The organism is Pedobacter sp. 22163 (assembly GCF_052045595.1).
Classification (GTDB): domain Bacteria; phylum Bacteroidota; class Bacteroidia; order Sphingobacteriales; family Sphingobacteriaceae; genus Pedobacter.
The window spans coordinates 594124-615468 of record NZ_JBQEPM010000002.1 but is presented as its reverse complement, the minus strand read 5'-3'; the positions used below and the strand labels follow the sequence as shown (position 1 = coordinate 615468).

The window sequence follows — 21345 nt, the reverse complement described above, 5'->3', positions numbered from 1 at the left end:
TTCGCGTTTATCGCTAATATGAGCACTTACACGATTCAGGAACAATTCAATCAATACCTAGATCTTTTAAATAAAATCCACAATATCGGCCACGATATTGATGCGTCGATCAATGAGGTGGAAATAAAAGACCTAGAGGCAAAAAGAACCACCTTAAAACATAGGTTGCAGATGGTTACCAAAACCCTTGTCGCATCGCTGACAAAAATGGAAAGCAGATATCCCATTCATAACTATCTCGGCAACGGGACAACGTACCTATACGCTGAAAACAACAAGCTGATGTTCGAATACCATTGAAAATTTACCCTTTAAGATAGCTTTCGACCGGAGTTTATTATCTATTTATTTTATAAAAGGGAAACCTATACCCGGCGCGCTGGAAAAACGGATAAAAGCAACCACTCAAGAAAAACAATCTAAGGATAAAGCTTATTCCATATCTTCGTTGGCCAGCCCCTCAAGGAACCATTTTGAACGGTAGGTAAATTTCACCTCCTGCTCCCCAGATTCATCAGTAACTTTACTTGTAAAATCATGGGCAATCTGCCGGTCATGCTCAAGGGACAGCTTCGCCAGGCGGGCATATTCCGATAGGTCCAGACCAGACTTTATGATAAAATAGGGTATTCCATTATCTGTCCAAAAGGTTTCAAGTACCCCGTCATCAAATTTTTTCTTTTCCACCTCACGGAACTGAGGCTCATTTGTATCAATGCCCATAGTTTATAATATTTATCAAGGTAACTTCACTGAACTATCAGTCAGAGATTCTGGGATGTAATGCGGATGCCTCAGTTCTATGGCCTCGCAAAGCAGATCAAGAACATCTCCGCTGATGCTGCCCGGATTTTTGCAAATGTACAACAAGCCCTGACTGTCCGGAGACAGGGAGGCTACAGGTTTTCCGTCCTGGAAAACGCCATATCGGCAACTGGACTGCTGGTGGTGCGGATATATTTCGACCTCAAAAGAGTGTACCATCCCATCTCCAAGGGCTATTCTGTAAGTTTCCATCCTATCTGTTATTGATTGCCGTGTTCTTGCTGGATGTGGTGCCTGTCCACAAATCCCCCCAGTTCCTGCAGGATTTCCGGGTCGGTATCGGCTCCCGAAAGCTGTACCCATTTTCCATCCTGTTTTTTTGCCCTGCGGACTGTTCCCCCGTTGGGCATAAAGTCAAAGACATCTTCGGAGGCATACTCCACAATAGTATAGGTGAATTCTGCTCCTTTTTTATCTTTGAAGGTATAAGCTAGTTCTTCCATTCCTATCCAACAATCATGGATTTAATTGGTTTTGATTTATCTTGTTCCTTAAAAATGCAGACTGCATTTATATCACAAATCCTAATTCACCCCAACAAGCACGAAATAGGCATCGTCAGCTTTTTTTACCACCAGGTCCAGATGCTCTTCGAAATCCACCAGGTTCTGTACTTCGTCTTTTAGGAAAGTAGAAAATACTTCTAAGTCAGCCTCCGGGGAGACAACGATCTCAAGCGTTTCTGTGCCTTTCCATTCAGTCGAATGGATTTCCGGATAGGCACCTTTTAACAGCGAAGGAAAGCCCTTGCGCGAAAAAGCTTCCGACAATTGACTTGCAATATCCCAAAGATGAGGTGTTAGACTTTCGTCCGAAGTGTTCCATTGCATACCGCGTTCTTCATCCCGCCACATGCTACCCAGGTACCTGCCATCAAGGGTTACTAAGTAACAGTCGCCCCCACTTTCCACAATAGCCTGTTTATCCCCATCATTGGTGAAGATGTCAAAAACATATCTTTCCATATCCAAACCTATTTTTTCCGGTCTTACAGGGACTGCCCTTTTCTTTTTTAAGTAAAACAGATATGCCATCGTTAACGAGAAACCGAGTATTCCCCCGACCAATAATCCTTTATAGTGTTTAATTGTCCATTTCTCAAGTTTTGAAATGTAATGTCTGATTTCAGTAGTTTCCATAGTGAGGAAACATCTTACCGACCATTTAAGTTTTTAAATGATGGCGGCAAGCAGAAAAGCGCAGGATTATGGTTGACAGCTATCGGCATAAATCTAGGAAAGTTAGCCAAAAGTTTCCCTCGCTTTGGCAATTGCAGCAGCCATATCGATACCCTCACCTAAAACACCTGTAAACAGATCGCCGGTCTCCTTTAACCTATCCGGTGCGTTGTGGATTGAAAAATCGCGCATGGTCAAACCAGGCTTTACTTCATCCCAGTTAAGCGGCATGGAAACCGTAGCGCCTGGTTTTGGCCTAAGTGAATATACACCAGCTATAGTGGCACCTGGCCTGTTCTGTAAAAAATCAAGGTACATTTTTCCCTTTCTGTTGGAGATCATCCGCTCCAAGGTGGTATAGGATGGCAGTTCGCGGTGAACGAGTTTGACCACAACCTGGGCAAATAATTGCGATTGGTCATAGCTGTATTTAGCACCCAGGGGGATATAGATATGCATTCCGGTTGATCCCGAAGTTTTTGCAAACGAAGGTACGCCCATTGCATCCAGCACCGAATGGGTTACCACTGCAGTTTCAATCACCTGTTCAAAAGTATTTTTATCTGGATCGAGATCGATTACGCAGTAATCGGGATTATCGGGTGATACGATGCGACTAAACCAGGGGTTCATTTCAATACAGCCTAAAGTGGCCATCCATAATAGCGTTGCGCGGTCATAGCCCAGCAAGTATTCTTTTTCCTCCCCTTTTTCGTTGGTATGCGGCATAGTGTGCGCCCATTCCGGAGCAGTTTCTGCCACGTTTTTCTGGTAGAAACTCTGGCCGTGGATGCCGCCCGGAAACCTGTTCAACGACATTGGCCTGTCTAACAGATAAGGAACCATATAGGGAGCTATTTTATCATAATAATTGAACATGTCCCTTTTGCTGATCCCATCCTCCGGCCAGTAAAGTTTGTTCAAGTGGGTAAACTTGATCAGTTGACCGTCGATTTTTTTCTCTACCGTTTCGGCTTTGCCTTCGAGTAGTGGTTTTTCTGGCATTTTGCGTTTAAGGCCTCTTTGTTTTACTGTTTTTTTAGGGTTGTTTTTTGGCGAATTATTTTCTGTTTCCATTTCTTCAGTTTGATGATCGGCCTCTTCTATTATTTCGTTGGTGCCTGTAGCGATTTCCAGTACAACATCTTGGGGATCTTTATCCTCGCGCAATCCTTTGAAGGACGCCTGGCGCAGCTTTCCATCGCGGCTGATTTCGGCAAACTCTACCTCGCATACCAGCTCAGGAAGCAGCCATGTAGGTTTTGCACCGAGCCTGCGTGGGCGGAACCTGGAGGGTTCGTCCACATCCGGCTCGATATCGAAAGGGCACGTTTTTGTTTCCAGGGGAGCAAAACGTTTCATTAGCGCTTTTTGCAACACATCATTAAAGCCTGTTCCAACTTTGCCGATATAACGCAAAACCCCAGAAGAATCATGTACGCCCAACGCCAAAGCGCTGAAATATCTACCAGAATCTTCGTTTCGGGTGTAACCAGCAATAACGACTTCCTGGCGGAGCTTGGCCTTAACTTTTAGCCAGTCGCGAGAGCGGATATCGCCCGTATAGATGCTATCGGCTTTTTTAGCAATAATACCTTCAAGTCCCATCCGTTTGGCTGTATCATAAAAAGCTTCACCATCTACATCGAAAAATTGGCTGAGCCTTACTATACCATCCTCCCTGGGCAATACCGCTTCCAGAATTGCCCTTCTCTTTTTCAAAGTATATCCGGTCAACAGTTTTTTATTATACCAGACGATATCAAACACATAAAATACCAGGTTTAGTTTTTCTTCATCCCTCCAGTTCTGAAGCGCACCGAAAACAGGCATACCGATCTCGTCCAGCACCACAATTTCGCCATCCAGCACAATATCCATATCCCAGCCTTCAAGTATTTTGTTGATAGGAGAAAAATGGTCGTAAACCAGGTTGTTTCTCGATACCAGTTCTACCCTGCCTTTTTCTATAAACGCCAACGCCCGGTAGCCGTCCCACTTGATTTCGTACAACCATTCAGGATCATTAAAAGGCATATCTACCTGGGTTGCTTTCATTGCTTTCATTTCCCTGGGCATTTTTGCATTAGGCGCGTTATCCAGTAGCTCTTGAATATCATTACTTATTGCTAAGGGTGTTTTGTTTTTGCCTTTGCTTTTAGTGCCGGTATTTTTAGTGCTTTTTTTCTCTTTAAGCTTGTTTTCAGCTGTTTTACCTGCCTCGCTTTTATCTGCAGTCGCACTGGCAGTTTCTCCGAGCCCGATCCAAACGGGCGCATGATCACTGGCTTTCTCCCAACCACGGACTTCTTTGTCGACACCACCTTTTCGTAGCCGCCCGGCAAGAAGTGGGTTTAGCAGAAAGTGATCTAAACGCAGGCCAGCATCCCTGCCGTAGGCATTGCGCAGGTAATCCCAAAAGGTGTAAATGCGCTCATCCGGGTATAGGGTTCTGATTGCATCTGTCCAGCCCTGGTTTACGAGCGCAGCATAGGCTTCTCTGCTTTCTGTTCTGAACAGGGCATTGTCTTTATACTTTTCAGGCTTATAAGTATCCAGTTCAGTCGGCATCACGTTATAATCCCCTACCAGCATAACCGGAAGGCCGGTATTTAACAAGGTTTTAGCGTGCTGGGCGAGACGCGAGAACCAGCGGAGTTTATAATCGAATTTTGGCCCGGGATAAGGATTTCCGTTTGGAAGATACAGACAGCCGATCACCATATCAAAGGTAAAGCCTTCAATGTAGCGGCTATGGGTAGAGGTTTCATCTTCGCCGGGAAGATCATCGCGGAGTTTCTTAATAGGCTGTTTAGAAAGTATAGCTACACCGTTCCAGCTTTTTTCCCCGCGCCATATGGAATGGTAACCTGCATCTTGGATCGCTTTTTCGGGAAAATGGCGGCTTTCACATTTGAGTTCCTGAAGGCATACCACATCTGGCGCTGACTGTTTAAGCCAGCGCAGCAGTATAGCCAGCCTGCCGTTTATACCATTGATGTTGTAGGTAGCAACCTTCATTTCAGATCCTTAAAAGCTTAAAAGCCCCTTTCGGGGCTTTTCTATTTAACTTTCTTTTCGATATCCTTCCGCTGGTTGGACCCGCTTTTTTTAGCTTCCTTAATTGCAGATGGTTTTACATCGAGTTTATCTGCTTCGTATCTGATCTCATGATCCTGGTTGGAAACAGAATTCCTTTCCACTTTTGTTCCTCTTGGCATAATTAAAAAATTTAGGTGAATGTTCTATATAACAGCTTTAAGCGGCTATAGTTTTATTTGATTATAAACTAAACCGGCCGTAAACAAAAACTAAATGGGCATTGGCGATGTTAAAAAACTAAAAAGACGATTATGGGATTTATTAAAAATGCACTTATCGGCATCGCAATTTTTGAAGGGATTAAATACCTGACCAAAAAAGATGCACTGGGTTATTCCAAACTGGACGAGCTAAAGGAAAAAGCACCGGGCTGGATAGAGAAAGCGAAAACAGCCACCAATGATATAAAGGCCGGACAGCTGCCCCAGCTTTAATAGAACGGCCGCTGCACGCGGCCTTCTTTTTTAAACCAAAACATTAACATGAGCATACAGAATATCCATTATCTAAATTCACTTTTAAGCATAGAGCAGATTACAGCACTGGAGAAGGCAGCCGAACGTCACTCACAGCAGTTTAATATGGATTTTAAGATCCTTTCGGTTGATGGCAATGTGATACAGGTGGAAACTGGACAGGGCGAAACGGCGTCGGGAAAATATGCCACCCGGCAAATGCTTGTCAAACGGACCGAAGAGCTGTTTGAGAAACGGCTTCCGGCTTTTGAAATACAGGTCAGCGCAAATGCTGCGCTACCCGCTCCGACCGATGTGGTAAACGTTTCCTGGATCGACAAAAAAATGCAGCAAAAGGGATTGCGGATCAAGCAGATTGCCTTTGAAACCGGAATTGACCGGGAAAGTATATCCGACTGGGTAACCGGTAAAAAGGCGATGGGCAAAACCGTTAAGGCGATGTTCTATTTTTATCTATCAAAATAACTGTTACCGTTTGAAGCCATGGCAGCACGCAAAAACCATCACCTGGAAACTGGGAGCATGCCGGAACATGTCGATCCGATGCTCTGTACCCTGGTAAAAGCGCCCATTGAAAACGGGGAATATTTGTATGAGCTGAAATGGGACGGCTACCGCATCATCTCCCGGGTAGAAAATAACCAGGTGAGGATGGCTTCCCGAAGTGGTCTGGATTATACAGCAAAGTATCCATTAATTGCCGAGGCTTTGCGCTCATTGGGCCACGATCTGATGATCGATGGTGAGGTTGTGGTGCTGAACGGGGAAGGCAAACCCGATTTTGATACGCTACAGCTTTATAACGGCAAAAGAACACCCATCCGTTACTGCGTATTTGACCTGTTGTACCTTGACGGGAACAGCCTGATGGAGCTTCCCCTTTACCAGCGCAAGGGACTTCTGCAAACCCTTGTCAAAAAAAACGACATTTTCCTGTTCAGTGAAAGTTTCGAAGATGGGAAAACGCTCTATGAAAAAGTATTGGAAGATAACCTCGAAGGGATTGTTGCCAAGAAAAAAGACAGCAGCTATATCCCCGGATCAAGGGGATATGAATGGTTAAAGGTTCCTACCCGTAAGCGCCAGGAATTCGTGATCGGCGGATGGGCAGAATCCGATAAGTCGAGGTCTTTCAAATCCCTGCTGTTTGGCGCTTATGAAAACGGAAAGCTGCAATGGATCGGGCGTTCCGGCGGAGGCTACAAACAGTCGGAAATGCCGGCTATATTAAAACAGTTACAGGAGATTGAAATCGGAAAATCGCCATTCGCAAACAAAATTCTGGACACTAAAGGCGCTAAAATCCATTACGTTAAACCACAGCTTGTTGCCAATTTTGAATTTGCCACTTGGACCAGATCCAAAAGAATACGCAAACCTGCTACCTTTCTTGGTTTCCGTAAAGATAAAGATCCAAAAGATGTGGTACTAGAAGTGCCAAAAGAAATTGAGCCCGTAGCGGAGCTGATAGCAGAGGAGAAAGGGTTGGCAAATGAGGATGAAATGCCAGCAGCCCCGGTTAGGTCAAAGGGACGCGCAAAAAAAGCTGACCTTGAAAAGTACCATGAAAAACGAAGCTTCGATATTACTCCGGAACCCGAGGGCGGTTTACCTGATAATGACAAATTGATCTTTGTCGTTCAGAAACACAATGCCTCCCACCTGCATTATGATTTCAGGCTGGAGATCAGGGGCATACTGAAATCATGGGCGGTACCCAAAGGGCCATCCATGGATCCTGCAGACCACCGCCTGGCCATGGAAGTGGAAGACCACCCTTATGATTATAAAGATTTTGAGGGGATCATTCCCGAGGGACAGTATGGCGGGGGTACGGTTATGGTATGGGATAACGGCACATACGAACCCGGAGAAAAAATACCCGGCAAAAAAGAGCAGGAACACTGGCTGCTTTCCTCCTATTATAAAAATAAACTCCCTATTGTACTGAAGGGAAAAAAACTCAAGGGCAGGTTTAACCTGGTGAAAACCTACGGTAAGGCGGAAAATGCCTGGCTGCTCACAAAGGTTAAAGACGGCGAAGAACTTGATACTGATATCACCAAAAAAGACCAGTCTGTTATTTCGGGGCTTACGATACTTGAAATTGCAATGAACAGCCATTCGAAGGTTTGGCAGAGCAACCGCAGCAGTGCCGGCGCGGTTGAATCAAAGACCAATGAGGAAGAAGCGGAACTGGAAGCTGAGCTGACAGGCCCGGAAATTCTGGATGAACCGAACGATGAAGAGCAAGTAAGGCCTGTTACACATGCCACCGTGGGCGCTTTGTTCCCTAAATCAAAGAACAAACGCTCTACCCGCAGTAAGCAGTCAACGGAAAGCAACTGGAACAAGATTTTTGAAGAGAAGATTAAATCTGAAGGCACGATAGTGATTGAAAACGAAACCCTGCAGCTTACCAATATCGAAAAGAAGCTTTGGAAAAGGCTCAATAAAGCCGGGTTAATTGCCTATTATAATAGCATTGCTGAATATCTGTTACCACATCTCAAAAACCGCCCATTGTCCCTGCATATCAAAAATATCAGTGCCGGAGCACCAGGATTTTATATCAAAGACATGGAAGGCTTTGAGCCCGATTTTATGGATATTCATTCTACAGTGAGAAAACATCAAGTAAAGGGCAAAGCAGCCATCATCGATTATGCGGTCTGCAATAACCTGCCTTCCCTGTTATGGCTGATCAATCTGGGCTGCATCGATATCAACCCATGGAATTCGGTTACTTCAAACCCTGAGCAACCTGATTATATCGCCATAGACCTTGATCCATCTGATGAAGACTTTAAAAAAGTAATTAAAACCGCACAGGCCGCAAGGGAATACCTGGAGGAGCAAAAGCTGACCGCCTTCATTAAAACATCGGGCAAAACAGGCATGCACATATTCATCCCCTGCAAAGGTTTCACCTATACGCAGGCGAGGCAGCTGGCAGAACATACCTGTGCTGAAATCCATAAGAAAGTACCACTGTTCACCACGCTTGAAGTTTCTGTTGACCAAAGGGGAAAAAAGCTGTTTGTAGATTTCTCCCAGAACGATCAGGCCGATACCCTTGCAGCGGTTTACTCGGTAAGGCCCGCCAAACAGCCCAGTGTTTCTGCGCCGTTGGAATGGGATGAACTTGACCACAACATCAAACCATCAGACTTTACAGTAGAAAATATGCTGGCAAGGCTACAGCAAAAAGGCGATCTCTGGAAAGACCTTCATCATCCAAAGATCAAATCCAAAAATACAAAAATCCTTAACCAGCTCTTTCAATAGCTTTTTCGCTAATTATCCGTAAACTTTTGTAAGTGCAATCATCGACATCTATGGCCGTAAACCACCCGAGTCAGGTACTTGTTGGAACCGGCTCACCCCCTGCCTCCTGGAACGTAGAACCAGCGTAATCAATATACCCGTCATCAGACTTACATCACCAGGCCCGGCACTCCGCCCTAAAACTTCTGTAACTGAGCTAGCTGCTTTTGCGCCCTTGGCTGCCAAAGGTCTTGTCTTTTCAATTGTCCGGTTCCAAATGTTATGGGTCAATTTTTACTTAATAAAAGTTCTGCTAAAACAGCGCCCATTGCACCCAAACCAAAAACTCAATGTTTTCGTTTTTTCCCTCGCTTTCACATCATTTAAAAATCATCTTACTGGTTCTGCCCACTTCATACAGAAACAGCGGTACAGACCACCCCATCCAGAAAAGAGAAGGAGATATGTCTTCAAAGCTTCCCAAACTTTGTACATAAGGTGTTTTTAGTACCAAGCCGGAAATTACAAATGCCAGGGTTACCAGGTAACTGCGTATCATCCACTCTTTATGAAGGCTAAATCTTTTTTTAAGAGCAGCATAATAGGCAAGAAACGTAGCGCTAATCCAAACACTTGCCCATACCTGAAGAGAAAATGCATAGGGTAAATTAACCTTATAAGCACTTGTAAAGGCTAAAGCAACGGCACTAAAACTACTTACCAAGACTGCAAGAAGGTAAAGAAAACCGATAATCCGGTGCAGTTTCCAACTGTAGCCCCTCAGCCGTTTATTAAACTGAAGAAAGCCAAAAATAATAGATCCACCGCCTGTTGTGATGTGTGCGATCAAAAAACATTTTACAGTATAATATTTGCCTAAAGCTTCCGGAGTAAGTTCAAGATAGTGGTCTGCTGCGTGCATAAACGTCCACGTAATAAAAATTACAATTGCCCAAATTAGAATTGCAAGGCCATCGGTTAGGTTGAACTTAAATTTCGGTTTAGTTGAGGTAGTGCTTTCCATTTATTATCCTTTCTTGATTATGGACAGCAAATTTCACATGTTAAAGAACATCCCACAATACCCGAAAAAAGATTCGGTAGGCGATGATTGGCTATTCCAGAATCAATCCAGTAAATTTGTCAAAAGCTATTTATGTATACCAAAAAAATTAAGGAGAATTTAGACTGTGGAATTCTTGTAGCCGCCAAAGCTTTTGGAGGGAAGTGGAAATTATGCATTTTAGATGCTATCAAAAGAGGCATGGTACGTCCGGCTGATATTTGCAGATACATTTCTGATGCTTCCCCGCGTGTCATAGAAATGCAGTTGGCAGAATTGTTATTTTTTGGTGTTATTGAGAAATGCGCTGAAGATATATATCCAAAAAAAACAGAATATAAATTAACCTTACTTGGCGAAAGCATATTGCCAATTATGACGCAAATGGATAATTGGGGAACCGCGCATTCCGAATTTATAAAAGAGCGTCATAAAGAGTTAGAAGAAAGTGAATCAACCTAGTCTTAAACTGGCAAACTACAGGCCGTTCGCATGTCTGCTAATTGGGAAGTGATTCACTTAAGAGGACAATGTAAAGGTTGGCTACGACAATAATATAAAATTAACCAGACCATTCGACAGCAAGCCCTGATTTCTCTCATTCTTTTGGTAACAGATCAGCAATAATCAGATTGATGAACAGTTGCGTCTGTCAAGTCTATTTGAAATTCCTTCCCCTATGGAATGCATCTTTCGATACGTCTTCCCTTACCTGTGACCGTTTATCCTGTGCAGGATAAGGCGCGGTTTTCTCATCGCCCCTGGCCAAAGTCAACACGGGCAGCTCATCGGTTTCCCGCTGTACCAGCTTGCTCAGCATCTTGGTGAAATCAAAACACTTGCTCACAATCACATGCACCACCTGTCCTTCGCGCTGTAACCTGCCTTCAACCATCAGCAGTCTGGAATGCAGTATTTCCTTTCTAAAGGTTTCAAACAACTTTTCAAACACCACCAAATTGGAATAGCCCGTTTCATCTTCAATGGTGATAAAACATACCCCTCCAGCAGTTCCGGGTCTTTGTCTTACCAACACCAGCCCCGCAACTTTGACCAGCTGCCCGTCGATGGAATCATTATTGATCGTATGACAGGACCGGATATTCAGCATATCCAATTGCGTGCGCACAAAACTCACCGGGTGTGCTTTCAGTGAGAGACCTACAGCTGCATAGTCCTGCACGACATGCTCTCCCTTACCCATCAAGGGCAGCTCCACCTGCGTTTCCAATACGCTTTCAGAAGGCTGGCCCTTAAACATCTCCACCGGCATATCCTGCAAAGCGGAAACTTCCCACAAGGCTTTCCTCCGGTCAAGGCCCATTGAACGGAACGCATCTGCATCAGCCAGTTTTTCCAGTGAAGCAAGCGATACACCCACATCGCGCAAAGCAGTAACACTTCTATATCCTGCTCCCCGGGCCGAAACCAGCAGATCCATATCCTCTTCCCGCAATCCCTTGATCTGTCTGAATCCCAGACGGACCGCAAAATATTTCACAGTCTTTTCTTCCAGTAAATTATCCCATCGCGAGCAGTTCACATCCACCTCCTTTACTTCAACGCCATGTTTCTGTGCATCGATCACAATCTGCGCAGGCTGATAAAACCCCATAGGCATACTGTTCAGCAAAGCTGCTGCAAATGCATCAGGATAATAATGCTTCAGCCAGCAGGATACATAGACCAGCAAGGCAAAACTGGCCGCATGGCTTTCAGGGAAACCATAACTTCCAAATCCCTCCAGTTGCTTAAATATCCTGCGGGCAAACTCCTCGGTATATCCTTTCCCCATCATGCCCTCAATCAGCTTCTGCTCATACTGGTTCACCATCCCTTTAAACTTGAAGGTGGCCATACTCCTGCGCAGGCCGTCCGCCTCCGCGGGCGTAAACCCGGCGGCAACAATCGCAATCTTCATCGCCTGTTCCTGGAAAAGCGGCACGCCGAGCGTACGCCCCAAAATCTCCTCCAACTCTTTGGAAGGATACACCACGGGTTCTTCTTTATTTCTCCGCCTTAGATAAGGGTGCACCATGTCCCCCTGGATCGGCCCCGGACGGACGATCGCGACTTCGATCACCAGATCATAAAATTCCCTGGGCTTTAACCTGGGCAGCATCGACATCTGCGCCCGGCTTTCGATCTGGAATACGCCCAGGGTATCCGCCAGACAGATCATGTCATACACATCCGGATCATCCTGGGGAATATTGGCCAGTGTATATTGCCTGCCATAATGATCGCGGCACAGATCAAAAGTCTTGCGGATACAGGTCAGCATCCCCAGTGCCAGTACATCCACCTTTAAAAAGCCCAGTGCATCAATATCATCCTTGTTCCATTCGATATTCGTTCGATTTTCCATCCGTGCATTCAGGATCGGGCACAGATCCGTGAGCTTCCCCTGCGTCACCACGAAACCACCGGTATGCTGTCCCAGTTGTCTTGGAAAGCCCATCATCTGCCCGGTCAGTTCCAACGTCTTTTTCAAATGCGGGTCATCCGGATCCAGACCTGATTCCGTAACCCGTTTTCCTTCAAACCACTCGTCCGTATATTCCCAGAGCGAACCGGAAAGCCGGTTTATCGTATCAACCGATAAACCCATTGCCTTGCCCACATCCCGGATCGCCCCTTTCTGGTGCTGTTGAGTAACCGTGGCCACAATAGCGGCCCTGTCGCGGCCATACTTGTTATAAATGTACTGGATGATCTCTTCCCGCCTTTCATGCTCAAAATCTACATCAATGTCCGGAGGTTCGTTCCGCTCAGAAGAAATGAACCGCTCAAAGAGCAGGTCGAACTTCATCGGGTTGACAGAAGTAATGCCCAGGCAAAAGCAGATCGCTGAGTTTGCGGCAGATCCCCTGCCCTGGCAAAGAATTCCCCGGCTCCTTGCCTCCCGCACGATATCCTCCACAAAAAGAAAGTAATTCGCGTAATCCATCTGCCGGACAAAAGCCATTTCATGATTCACCATATTGACAACCTTTTCCGGGATCACCTCACCATAAAAATCATGCGCACCCTTCCAGGTCAGGTATTCCAGTTCTTCCAGCGGAGCGCGCCCGCTCCGGTTGATCTCCTCAGGGTACACATACTTCAGCTCGTCCAGTGAAAAGTTACAGGTCCCAGCAATCACCATCGTATTTTCAATGGCCGAAGGATACTTCCTGAACAAACGCTCCATCTCCGCCACTTCTTTCATATAGCGCTCCGCGTTCTGGTGCAAACGGAAACCCGCCTCCTGAACCGTACATTTCTCCCGCACGCAGGTCAGCACATCCTGCAATTCCCGGCGCGATGGATCATGGTAATGCACATCATTGGTCGCCACCACCGGGATTCCGTAAAAATCAGACAGTTGGGCGGTACGGAAGATCAGTTTATCGTCATTCCCCTGGTAGGTCCTTGTTGCTGCAAGATAAAGCTGGCCACCCAATGCCTCCCGGTACTGCGCCAATGCCAAAACAAAATCCGGATCATACTCAAACCTGCGGTTCAATACCCCAGGCATCACCAGGGTAAAGATCATGCCCTTACTATGCGCATACACGTCAGCCCGGGAAAGGTGACAGGAACCTTTTTCTGCCCGCAGGTTTCCCAGTGTCAATAATGCCGACAACCTGCTGTAAGCTTCTTTGTCTGTCGGATAAGCCAATAAACTTGGTCCATCCAGTAAATCCAGCCGACAGGCCGGGATCAGCTTCACGTTCTTCCCCTGGCAAGCGGCATGCGCCCGGACAATCCCTGCTAAAGTATTCCGGTCAGTGACCGCAATCTTATGATAACCGTAAGCCTCCGCCTGATCGACCAGCTCACTGGCATGTGAAGCGCCCCGCAAAAAACTAAAGTTTGAAGTCACCTGCAATTCACTATATCCCATCACTCCCCCTTTCTAAGCAAAAAATCCATGTATAAACCATTTGTACTTTTGATCCCCGTTATAGTGGCCTGAACGGAACAGCCAGTACCTGCGGCCCTGATCATCCTCCACCTGATAATAATCCCGGTGCTCGCCGCTATCCAGCCACCATTCCCGCTCTATGCGTTCCGGCCCATCCGCCTTCACCACCTGATGCCGCACGCCCCTGTAAATAAAAAAAGCGGGCGGATGATCAGGGATCAGCGCCATCACTTCAACTGGGTCAGGCCGTTTCAAAAGTTCGGTCGGCCGTGGTTTCTCCACCCGCCACCCGCTTGCGGGCTTTTCGGTAACAGACCTGGCCTGCAACACCGCCCGCTCCGGCCAGTAGCAGGTTGCCGGTAAATACCGGTGGATCACCTGCGGCCCGATCTTTCCCGCCACCCTGTCGAGTAGCCTGATCACACTCTGATCATCCATTCCGGGCCGGGAAGTCCACATCTCCTCCTGCGGAACTTCGACCGCCTCCACTTTAGGTGCATCAAGTACGAACAGCTCAATTCCCAGTCCCGGCCGGATCTGGTCTATCTTTAGCTGGAAAAGCTTAAACAAATGAGAAACACTATGGGTAGCCCCGCTGGTACCGATAGCGATCTGCACAACTTTGCCATCAATCCGGTGACTTGTCAACACCCCCGTCCGCAAGCCTTTGCCCTCCGTCTGCATCCGCCTGCATAAATTTTCCAGCATATTGGTAATGGCAATCTCAATTCCGGTACGCGTCCTGATCGGTTCCATACAAGGCAGCCTTTCGCTAAAAGGCACCGGTACCTGCAAAGGAACCAACGCCTCGGCTTCGCTGCCCAAAGCCTGTCCCAGCCGCAACAGAAAATCCCCGCCAAACCGCCTGCGCAGCACCGACCTGGGCATAGAAACAAAACTTTTGATCTGGTAAAAACCCAGTTTGCGCAGCCTGGCCAGTACCGGCTGCTCCAAACGCAAAGCCTCCGGCACCAGTCCAAGCAAAGCCTCAGGATGACCACCGACGGGAACCAGCGGCGTTACTTTACCATAATGGGAAACTGCCCAGGCGGCACCGGGCGTATCCGCTATCGCCACCCGCACCGTATAGCCCTTATGCTTTAACCTTGAAACGATCTCTTTTAAATATTCACGCTCCCCGCCCCAAAGATGTGTACAACCGGATACATCCAGTAGCAGCCCATCCATACCAAACTCATCAATGGCAACGATGGGCGAATACCTCACGCACCATTCTCCCAGCCTGCGCAGCAGATTCCACGGACGTCCGGGTTTATCGTCCAGCACCTTGAGTCCCGGGCAGATCGCCTTGGCATCCGCCGCCCGCATCCCGGCTTCCGCCCCAAAACCAAAGGCCAAGGGGCTTACCGCGGTGATCATCATCCGCCCATGATCTGGCGCTGTAAAGACAAAAGGTACCTCAGCGAGTTCCGGCCTACGGATCAGCTGCCAGTCAGCCAGGAGCTGACGAAACCATATGGAGACAAAACGCCTTTGCATCACCTACTATCCAATCTGCCTGCCCTCGCGTCCGGTCCATACCACCTCATTAGCCAGTTTCTTCACGGCAGCATGATCGCTAACCTCCTGGAAACCTTCACCCGCCCATTCCAGCACAAAGCAGCCCGGTTTGCCGTTACGCACCTTCAACAGCTCCACCTGCCAGCGCGGAAAGCCCAGGCCAGGCATCCCATCTGCTGTACCGGTGGGCAAAGGACTGATCTTCCATCTGGCGGTAGCCACTGTGCTTGCCGCTTTACCGGCATCCTTGCGCAGGATAAAACCCGTAACCCCGCTTTCCTCCACCGCCAGTTGCAACCTGCGTGATTCTATGAAACTCACATTATTCAGTTCGGAAACGACCGCCGCAAGTCCCTGACACTTCAGGGCCTCCTCGGTCACCCAAAGCACCTCTTTCTCTGTCTGCACATCCATAAAAATGATCCGCTCGGGTTCCACGTTAAAAGCGCTTAACGAAGCAGGAAACAACCTCCGGGAGGTACCCACCCACACGCAAGCCGCACCGTCCTGCATCAGTACAGCAAGCAGCCCTGCAATAAAGCCATCACTGGCTGCTGAATCTTCCGGTAAAACGGTAATAAATTCATGGATGGCCCTTTTGGGAAAGACTCCGCCGGGGAAGACCTGCTCGATCTCACCAAGCCCGATACGCTCCGCCCTGGTCCCGACCTGCGGCTTAAAGCCCTGCCACAGCAGGATGTCCTGCTGGAGTCTGATTAATATTTCCTTTTTAGCATCCATGATTCGTCCCCCTATCAGCAGGAAAGCCTTTGCCCCACTAATTACACAGCAAACATAATACTAAAAATATTAGTAAATATTGAAATGTGGATAAATTGGAAAATTTGTTAACAAAACCCTGTAAAACAAAACAAACAGGAATAATATATACTAATATTTTTAGTTAACAAACAAAATATTTAAATTTACTGCATGAACCTTTTTTCAGAAACAGCACTATTCGACGGGGGAGTTAAGAGGTACCAGGACTTTGAATTATCGGACACCGAACTGCGGCTATGGCAACATTTTTTTGACAAAACAACCTCGGACCATTATTATAAAACACTGCTTAAAGACTCACCCTGGCAGCAGCGCATGCGCAAGATGTATGATAAGATGATCGCCGATCCGCGCCTGATCGCTTACTATGGCGGGGAGCAGGGATACGCCTGGACACCGATGCTGCTTGAAATTAAAGCAGCCGTTGAGCAAATTACCGAAATCACATTCGATCGCGTGCTTTTAAACCTCTACCGGGATGGAAAAGATTCTGTGGCCTGGCACAGCGACAACCTGCCGGCAGACGGGAAACACCACCACATTGCCTCGATAACCTTTGGCGACACCAGGATTTTCAAAGTGCGTCACAAAACAAGAAAAGACATCCAGCGGATAGATATACCGCTCACCCATGGAAGCCTATTACTTATGGGCGAAACCATGCAGGAACATTACGAACACCATGTTCCCAAAACAACCAGAACCGTTGGCCCAAGGATCAACCTTACTTTCCGGATTTCAGAATCCTCCAAACCCGTTTACCTGGTCAAGCCCGGCGAGCAACACCAACAGCAAGCTTAAAGCAAAGGCTGCAATACCGGCCAGACGCGGCGGGCAATGATCTGGTAACCTTCCGCCAGCGGATGCACCCCGTCATGCATGTTCAGGTGTTTGATCCCCGCAACCCCGTCCAGCAAAAACGGAAGTAAAGGCATCTCATTTTCAGCCGCCAGGTCCCGGTACAGCTGCCTGAACTCTGCCGCCCGCTGCCCCGGCACCCATAAAGGCAACTGCATGCCCAGCAGCAAAAACTTTACCAAAGGAAACCTGGCCTTCACCTGGTCAATGATCGCCTGCAGATTCCGCTGCGTTCCCGAGGGCGCTAAGCCCCGGATCAGGTCATTGGCGCCCAGCGCCAGCACAAAAACATCCACCGGCCCGCTCAGCCAGTAAGACAACCTTGACAGGCCCGAAGCAGAAGTATCACCGCTTACCCCCGCATTGACCGCCCGGTAATCCAGACCCGCAGCATCCAGTTCCCGCTGTATCAAAGCAGGAAAAGACTGCTCCTCCGGCTTATGCAAGCCATAACCCGCTGTCAGGCTGTCCCCAAAAAATACAATTCGCTTCATGTCATAAAAACCGCATTAAGTAAAATTTGTTTAGCAGCATCTAAAAGCCACTTATTAATGGATCTTCATTCTCAAAATGAGGAATTCAACTGAAATGTAACACGCCTTTTATATTTATTTTTTTTATTTTTTTCCCGTTTGTACCTAATTTTATATCAAAATAATAAACTAGAAATTATGAAAACTACATTTTTAGCCGTTATTTTCAGCCTTGGCATCATATTCGGCCGTAACAATCGAGCACCATATATTGGAAAATGGCATAACATATCAAATACTTCTTCGATTAAAGAAGTTGTATTTTTTCCAGATAAAAACGTCAAATTTTCCAGTCGCACATCTTCGATGCTCCAGAGATACTCACTATTATCACCTGAAGAAAACAAGAGAAAGTTTACCGGTTTTTTTGAAATTATCAATGCTGGAAAAATAGCAAAGAAAAGTCCAGTGAAATTGATGTTTTTAGAAAATGATATCATCGAGCTTCAAATAGACGGCAAAAAGCTACTCCTTAAAAAACAGTAGTCTCAAATAAAATTGACGTGGAAAGATCGCATGATCTTTCCACGTTTCTTTTGCTTTTTGCTACTGCCTATTCCTATAAATTAGATGTAATCGATGAACTGAATGTGTTTGAAGTTTCATCTGCGGAGTGACTAACTATTTAACCGGGATATCTATTTTCCTGGTGAACCAATTGCCATTTTTTGATCGTTTGTAAATCCTCCAGTTTTTAGGTAAAAACCTGAAAGGCAGATTTTGCTGAACATCTGTTAAGTATCTCAAATTGACTGTGTTCAATTCTTCAAATGGAAAAGCGAACCAAACAGATATTGTTTTCACTGTGCTGGATAACCGAAGGTACATCCCTGATTGCAGTCGTCTTTCATCTATTACCGGAATATGTTGCTGATTAGGCAGCACATTTCCGGTTACTGGATCAATGAAATTAAAGTTCCATGTAATCCCGATCACCATATGCTCTTCCTCCGTTATATCTGCCATTCTTTCCCTGAGATTTTCTGACGATATATTCCAATGCACCAGGTCTTTTTTAACGGCCCAGTAATTCCACCAATTGAAGCTTGGTATACCGAAGCGTAAGGAGTATTTAAATAATGAACGCCATTTGAATTCTCTCATGCCTACCTCTACGAGAACGGCGATTTTACAGTCCGTATATCGTGTTGCAAAATGATCTATCGAATTATATACTTCTTCGATATTTTTCCGGCTAAGTTTATGGGCTCCGCCAGCCTTAACAGGCAGTCCATCATATAATATAAAAGCGCTCAATTCGTTCATAGCGGAAATGAATAAGTCCTTAATAACGATCAATCATTTCTGGATTTTCCATAAGCACGACAAACATTATCATGCATTGAAACGATTTTAGCCGCAAGGTCCTCTTGATGTTCATCCGATAAACTGTTCAACGTAGCGGCGATTGTACCTGCCCCGCCACGGCCTCCACACTTGGACAAACGATAGAAATTCTTTAAAATCCCCAACTATTTCTTTGGGCAGGTCTTCCTCCTCTGGTTTCAAATGGTAAAGGCTATAAGCAATTGCATAATTAAGCCGTTCCTTAAGTGATCGGCCTGCGACCAGCGAAATGATTGCTCTGCGAAATTTCTGCCATCCATAACTTAGTCCCACAACGCCCTATTTATTTGTATCATAAATCTTTATGGCTAAGGTGTTGTTTTCTGCTGAGCAGAAAAACCTCTCTCATCCTTGGCGGCAATTCGTCAATCTCCCGGTCGATGATTTCCCTGAGCATCCTTTCGCGGACTAAATGATCCGTTTGTACTGTTCCACTTGCAGTAAACTCAGCAATAGAAGATATATACCTGTCCTTTACTTTTTTATGGACAACCATGTTGAGAAACTGATTGTGCACGCAGCTGTAAAGATAACCTGAAAGATTTCTGTTTACCGGCAGGTGCTCTCTCTTATCCCAAAGCATCGAAAACACCTCATGGATAAGATCCTGGGCCTCCTCTTTATTTCGAAGTTTGTTCCATGCATGGTTATGGAGAATAAATTTGTAGCGGTTATAAATCTCTGCAAATGCATTCCTATCCCCTGTTCTTAGTAGTTCAGTCAGGTCAACATCTGTGTAGCCGCTATAATCATTCATAAATACTTACTTCCAAAGATTAAGAGTACAATAATAATAAATTATAGGCACACAAAGACCAAACTTAGTTTAGCGGTTTCTAGTTGTGGCTTCTCGATCAATACGCTTTTGATATTCTCCCATTTCATTATCAATAAAACAATATACTTATCTTTTATCTGGTTTGGAGATGGTTGCATATTTCACTAATAGTGACTGACTCGTCCTGATAAAATCTCCCATTTCAAAAGAAAAATCATAGCAGTCGACCTGAGTGGCGCGCAATAGACAGAGGGATCACTTTCGCCGAAATACACAATTGCTCACCAAAATTCAAATATGAAAACATTCAGGTCGATATCGTCCCAGACTGGTGAATGGATCATTTTAGGAAAAGAAAGGTATCAAATATTTCTCTGCCTGGCAACGCATAAACAAGCTAAGGATTCATCGGATCAGGTTATCCTTGATAGGTTAGCTCCTTGCTTATTGGAATTTCCCGAGATTGCTCCTTCATCATTATAAAATTATTGAGTAAAACCCCGGGGAATTTTCAATGTTAGACATCCAGAGCGTTAATAAGTGGGGTCAAACATAAGTTTGCCCGATTTTTATTTTACGCCCATTTTAGGTTAAGTAATCCCCTACAAATAAAACCATTCATTACCGTTAATCGATTAAATACGCACTAAAATCGACATAAACACACAAGCTATATACAACACATTGTAAATCACGCACATAAAGTATTTTTAACCAAATTTTTTGTTAAATTTGTTTTGCTTAATCTAAATCAACTCTCATGTTTAGTATTTCAAAACACCTCACACTCTATTTTTATTTCTTACTCTTTATAATTATTCTTTCATCATTAGGTATTTCTGCCCAGTCAAAAATTTCTGATTTAAAACGATGTGAATTTAAGGCTTTAAAAAAGAGCAAAAGTTTTGAATCAGTAAACTTACGACAAGCTGATGATGGAAGAACTTTAGTTGTAAAAGTAATCTTCCACGTCATATACGGTAATCAATCCGAAAATATTACTAAAGCTGCCATTGAAAGGGAAATCAGTGATCTGAACAGAGATTTTCAACTTATGAACGTAGATACTTTTGATGTGTACGGAGCCCACAAATCCAGTATTGGTAATCCAAAAATCAGCTTTGTTTTAGCAGATACCTTATTTGAAGGTTCTAACGAAAGAGGCATAAGGCGCGTAGCAAGAACTGCAGGTAACAAGTTATATAAATCCGACCCAGTTATATCACCAGACCGTTATTTGAACATTTACTCCGGAAGGATTGGTAGTGGCGGTTATACACTGACCGAACCATGGAACAATCCTTCAACTGATGCAATCTACCTCTACTATCAATGGGTAGGTGGTGCATATAGACTACTAAGTCATGAAGCCGGTCACTGGCTTGGCCTTTACCATACATTTGAAGGTGGATGTTCCTTAGAAAATGATGGTATTTCCGATACACCTCCACAAAAAGATGAAACTGGGTTGGATAAAGGGTGCGATCCAAAAATCACAAAGAAAAATCAATGCCCTGGATCTTTGTACCCAATGTATAACAACTATATGGATTATTCAGACTGTCGGTCAATGTTTACCAAGGAACAAGCAGAAAAAATGCGCCAGAATCTCTTTGAATTTAGGCCAAAAGTTTTCAGGTATAAATAGTTTTTGCTCTGATCAGAACAATATTTAACCGACTGTTAATCCTAAAATTTTACAAC

The 21345-nt window shown here is 45.4% G+C and carries 21 protein-coding genes; 8 read left to right on the top strand and 13 right to left on the bottom strand.

The features are described 5' to 3' along the window. The first annotated feature begins 18 nt into the window (after positions 1-18). Positions 19-300, top strand: coding sequence for a hypothetical protein (locus ACTJKN_RS07120; RefSeq protein WP_440823644.1), 282 nt, complete (start codon positions 19-21; stop codon positions 298-300). 132 nt (positions 301-432) lie between these two features. Here ACTJKN_RS07120 and ACTJKN_RS07115 read toward each other — a convergent pair whose 3' ends face one another. The 6 genes from ACTJKN_RS07115 to ACTJKN_RS07090 all read right to left on the bottom strand — a co-directional run bounded on the left by ACTJKN_RS07115 (position 433) and on the right by ACTJKN_RS07090 (position 5224). Then, on the bottom strand, positions 433-723 hold the full coding sequence (locus ACTJKN_RS07115) for a hypothetical protein (RefSeq protein WP_440823643.1): 291 nt from the start codon (positions 721-723) through the stop codon (positions 433-435). Positions 724-738: 15 nt separating this feature from the next. Further along, positions 739-1017 carry a hypothetical protein gene (locus ACTJKN_RS07110; RefSeq protein ID WP_440823642.1) on the bottom strand — a complete coding sequence of 93 codons (279 nt, stop codon included), beginning with the start codon at positions 1015-1017 and terminating at the stop codon, positions 739-741. An 8-nt stretch (positions 1018-1025) separates the two neighbouring features. Next, complete coding sequence (locus tag ACTJKN_RS07105; RefSeq protein ID WP_440823641.1) at positions 1026-1268, bottom strand: hypothetical protein; 243 nt, start codon at positions 1266-1268, stop codon at positions 1026-1028. 81 nt (positions 1269-1349) lie between these two features. Beyond that, a complete protein-coding gene (locus tag ACTJKN_RS07100) occupies positions 1350-1964 on the bottom strand; it encodes a hypothetical protein (RefSeq protein WP_440823640.1) in 615 nt (204 codons plus the stop codon). 102 nt (positions 1965-2066) lie between these two features. Further along, a complete protein-coding gene (ligD, locus tag ACTJKN_RS07095; protein ID WP_440823639.1) occupies positions 2067-5024 on the bottom strand; it encodes a DNA ligase D in 2958 nt (985 codons plus the stop codon). 41 nt (positions 5025-5065) lie between these two features. Then, complete coding sequence (locus ACTJKN_RS07090; protein ID WP_440823638.1) at positions 5066-5224, bottom strand: hypothetical protein; 159 nt, start codon at positions 5222-5224, stop codon at positions 5066-5068. A gap of 132 nt (positions 5225-5356) precedes the next feature. Here ACTJKN_RS07090 and ACTJKN_RS07085 point away from each other — a divergent pair, with 132 nt between their 5' ends. From ACTJKN_RS07085 to ligD (ACTJKN_RS07075), 3 genes are read left to right on the top strand one after another with little or no spacing between them, the layout of a single operon-like run. Then, positions 5357-5539, top strand: coding sequence for a YtxH domain-containing protein (locus ACTJKN_RS07085; protein WP_440823637.1), 183 nt, complete (start codon positions 5357-5359; stop codon positions 5537-5539). 48 nt (positions 5540-5587) lie between these two features. Then, positions 5588-6046, top strand: coding sequence for a helix-turn-helix domain-containing protein (locus ACTJKN_RS07080; protein ID WP_440823636.1), 459 nt, complete (start codon positions 5588-5590; stop codon positions 6044-6046). 18 nt (positions 6047-6064) lie between these two features. Further along, positions 6065-8869 carry a non-homologous end-joining DNA ligase gene (gene ligD / locus ACTJKN_RS07075; protein WP_440823635.1) on the top strand — a complete coding sequence of 935 codons (2805 nt, stop codon included), beginning with the start codon at positions 6065-6067 and terminating at the stop codon, positions 8867-8869. Positions 8870-9227: 358 nt separating this feature from the next. On the opposite strand, the gene ACTJKN_RS07070 is transcribed toward ligD (ACTJKN_RS07075), so the two are convergent. Then, positions 9228-9872 carry a DUF2306 domain-containing protein gene (locus tag ACTJKN_RS07070; protein ID WP_440823634.1) on the bottom strand — a complete coding sequence of 215 codons (645 nt, stop codon included), beginning with the start codon at positions 9870-9872 and terminating at the stop codon, positions 9228-9230. A 132-nt stretch (positions 9873-10004) separates the two neighbouring features. On the opposite strand from ACTJKN_RS07070, the gene ACTJKN_RS07065 reads away from it, so the two are divergent. Continuing rightward, positions 10005-10373, top strand: coding sequence for a winged helix-turn-helix transcriptional regulator (locus ACTJKN_RS07065; protein ID WP_440823633.1), 369 nt, complete (start codon positions 10005-10007; stop codon positions 10371-10373). Positions 10374-10569: 196 nt separating this feature from the next. Here the strand turns inward: ACTJKN_RS07065 and ACTJKN_RS07060 are convergent, their stop codons facing one another. From ACTJKN_RS07060 to ACTJKN_RS07050, 3 genes are read right to left on the bottom strand one after another with little or no spacing between them, the layout of a single operon-like run. Continuing rightward, entirely contained in the window at positions 10570-13800 is a 3231-nt protein-coding gene (locus tag ACTJKN_RS07060) for an error-prone DNA polymerase (protein ID WP_440823632.1), read from the bottom strand. 12 nt (positions 13801-13812) lie between these two features. Continuing rightward, the gene (locus ACTJKN_RS07055) at positions 13813-15321 is read right to left on the bottom strand and encodes a Y-family DNA polymerase (RefSeq protein ID WP_440823631.1); all 1509 of its coding nucleotides are present in this window, start codon (positions 15319-15321) and stop codon (positions 13813-13815) included. 6 nt (positions 15322-15327) lie between these two features. After that, positions 15328-16083 carry an ImuA family protein gene (locus ACTJKN_RS07050; protein ID WP_440823630.1) on the bottom strand — a complete coding sequence of 252 codons (756 nt, stop codon included), beginning with the start codon at positions 16081-16083 and terminating at the stop codon, positions 15328-15330. A gap of 192 nt (positions 16084-16275) precedes the next feature. Between ACTJKN_RS07050 and ACTJKN_RS07045 the strand changes: the two genes are divergently transcribed. Next, positions 16276-16926 (top strand): alpha-ketoglutarate-dependent dioxygenase AlkB family protein, encoded by a 651-nt coding sequence (locus ACTJKN_RS07045; protein ID WP_440823629.1) that lies wholly within the window; start codon positions 16276-16278, stop codon positions 16924-16926. On the opposite strand, the gene ACTJKN_RS07040 is transcribed toward ACTJKN_RS07045, so the two are convergent. Next, positions 16923-17477 (bottom strand): arylesterase, encoded by a 555-nt coding sequence (locus ACTJKN_RS07040; protein WP_440823628.1) that lies wholly within the window; start codon positions 17475-17477, stop codon positions 16923-16925. The genes ACTJKN_RS07045 and ACTJKN_RS07040 overlap by 4 nt on opposite strands. 177 nt (positions 17478-17654) lie before the next feature. Here ACTJKN_RS07040 and ACTJKN_RS07035 point away from each other — a divergent pair, with 177 nt between their 5' ends. Next, a complete protein-coding gene (locus ACTJKN_RS07035; protein WP_440823627.1) occupies positions 17655-18002 on the top strand; it encodes a hypothetical protein in 348 nt (115 codons plus the stop codon). Positions 18003-18137: 135 nt separating this feature from the next. On the opposite strand, the gene ACTJKN_RS07030 is transcribed toward ACTJKN_RS07035, so the two are convergent. Both ACTJKN_RS07030 and ACTJKN_RS07025 read right to left on the bottom strand, forming a co-directional pair. Further along, entirely contained in the window at positions 18138-18782 is a 645-nt protein-coding gene (locus ACTJKN_RS07030) for a hypothetical protein (RefSeq protein ID WP_440823626.1), read from the bottom strand. 373 nt (positions 18783-19155) lie between these two features. After that, positions 19156-19620, bottom strand: coding sequence for an RNA polymerase sigma factor (locus ACTJKN_RS07025; RefSeq protein ID WP_440823625.1), 465 nt, complete (start codon positions 19618-19620; stop codon positions 19156-19158). 781 nt (positions 19621-20401) lie between these two features. Between ACTJKN_RS07025 and ACTJKN_RS07020 the strand changes: the two genes are divergently transcribed. After that, entirely contained in the window at positions 20402-21289 is an 888-nt protein-coding gene (locus tag ACTJKN_RS07020; RefSeq protein WP_440823624.1) for a M43 family zinc metalloprotease, read from the top strand. The last annotated feature ends 56 nt before the right edge of the window (positions 21290-21345 follow it).

Excerpts from the sequence above, each read along its gene's own strand:
- ACTJKN_RS07050 (WP_440823630.1), bottom strand. The coding sequence starts at position 16,083 with ATGGATGCTAAAAAGGAAATATTAATCAGACTCCAGCAGGACATCCTG.
- ACTJKN_RS07085 (WP_440823637.1), top strand. The coding sequence starts at position 5,357 with ATGGGATTTATTAAAAATGCACTTATCGGCATCGCAATTTTTGAAGGG.
- ACTJKN_RS07045 (WP_440823629.1), top strand. The coding sequence starts at position 16,276 with ATGAACCTTTTTTCAGAAACAGCACTATTCGACGGGGGAGTTAAGAGG.
- ligD (WP_440823635.1), top strand. The coding sequence starts at position 6,065 with ATGGCAGCACGCAAAAACCATCACCTGGAAACTGGGAGCATGCCGGAA.
- ACTJKN_RS07110 (WP_440823642.1), bottom strand. The coding sequence starts at position 1,017 with ATGGAAACTTACAGAATAGCCCTTGGAGATGGGATGGTACACTCTTTT.
- ACTJKN_RS07030 (WP_440823626.1), bottom strand. The coding sequence starts at position 18,782 with ATGAACGAATTGAGCGCTTTTATATTATATGATGGACTGCCTGTTAAG.
- ACTJKN_RS07040 (WP_440823628.1), bottom strand. The coding sequence starts at position 17,477 with ATGAAGCGAATTGTATTTTTTGGGGACAGCCTGACAGCGGGTTATGGC.
- ACTJKN_RS07120 (WP_440823644.1), top strand. The coding sequence starts at position 19 with ATGAGCACTTACACGATTCAGGAACAATTCAATCAATACCTAGATCTT.
- ACTJKN_RS07025 (WP_440823625.1), bottom strand. The coding sequence starts at position 19,620 with ATGAATGATTATAGCGGCTACACAGATGTTGACCTGACTGAACTACTA.
- ACTJKN_RS07090 (WP_440823638.1), bottom strand. The coding sequence starts at position 5,224 with ATGCCAAGAGGAACAAAAGTGGAAAGGAATTCTGTTTCCAACCAGGAT.
- ACTJKN_RS07070 (WP_440823634.1), bottom strand. The coding sequence starts at position 9,872 with ATGGAAAGCACTACCTCAACTAAACCGAAATTTAAGTTCAACCTAACC.
- ACTJKN_RS07080 (WP_440823636.1), top strand. The coding sequence starts at position 5,588 with ATGAGCATACAGAATATCCATTATCTAAATTCACTTTTAAGCATAGAG.
- ACTJKN_RS07035 (WP_440823627.1), top strand. The coding sequence starts at position 17,655 with ATGAAAACTACATTTTTAGCCGTTATTTTCAGCCTTGGCATCATATTC.
- ACTJKN_RS07055 (WP_440823631.1), bottom strand. The coding sequence starts at position 15,321 with ATGCAAAGGCGTTTTGTCTCCATATGGTTTCGTCAGCTCCTGGCTGAC.
- ACTJKN_RS07100 (WP_440823640.1), bottom strand. The coding sequence starts at position 1,964 with ATGGAAACTACTGAAATCAGACATTACATTTCAAAACTTGAGAAATGG.
- ACTJKN_RS07115 (WP_440823643.1), bottom strand. The coding sequence starts at position 723 with ATGGGCATTGATACAAATGAGCCTCAGTTCCGTGAGGTGGAAAAGAAA.
- ACTJKN_RS07105 (WP_440823641.1), bottom strand. The coding sequence starts at position 1,268 with ATGGAAGAACTAGCTTATACCTTCAAAGATAAAAAAGGAGCAGAATTC.
- ACTJKN_RS07065 (WP_440823633.1), top strand. The coding sequence starts at position 10,005 with ATGTATACCAAAAAAATTAAGGAGAATTTAGACTGTGGAATTCTTGTA.
- ligD (WP_440823639.1), bottom strand. The coding sequence starts at position 5,024 with ATGAAGGTTGCTACCTACAACATCAATGGTATAAACGGCAGGCTGGCT.
- ACTJKN_RS07060 (WP_440823632.1), bottom strand. The coding sequence starts at position 13,800 with ATGGGATATAGTGAATTGCAGGTGACTTCAAACTTTAGTTTTTTGCGG.
- ACTJKN_RS07020 (WP_440823624.1), top strand. The coding sequence starts at position 20,402 with ATGTTTAGTATTTCAAAACACCTCACACTCTATTTTTATTTCTTACTC.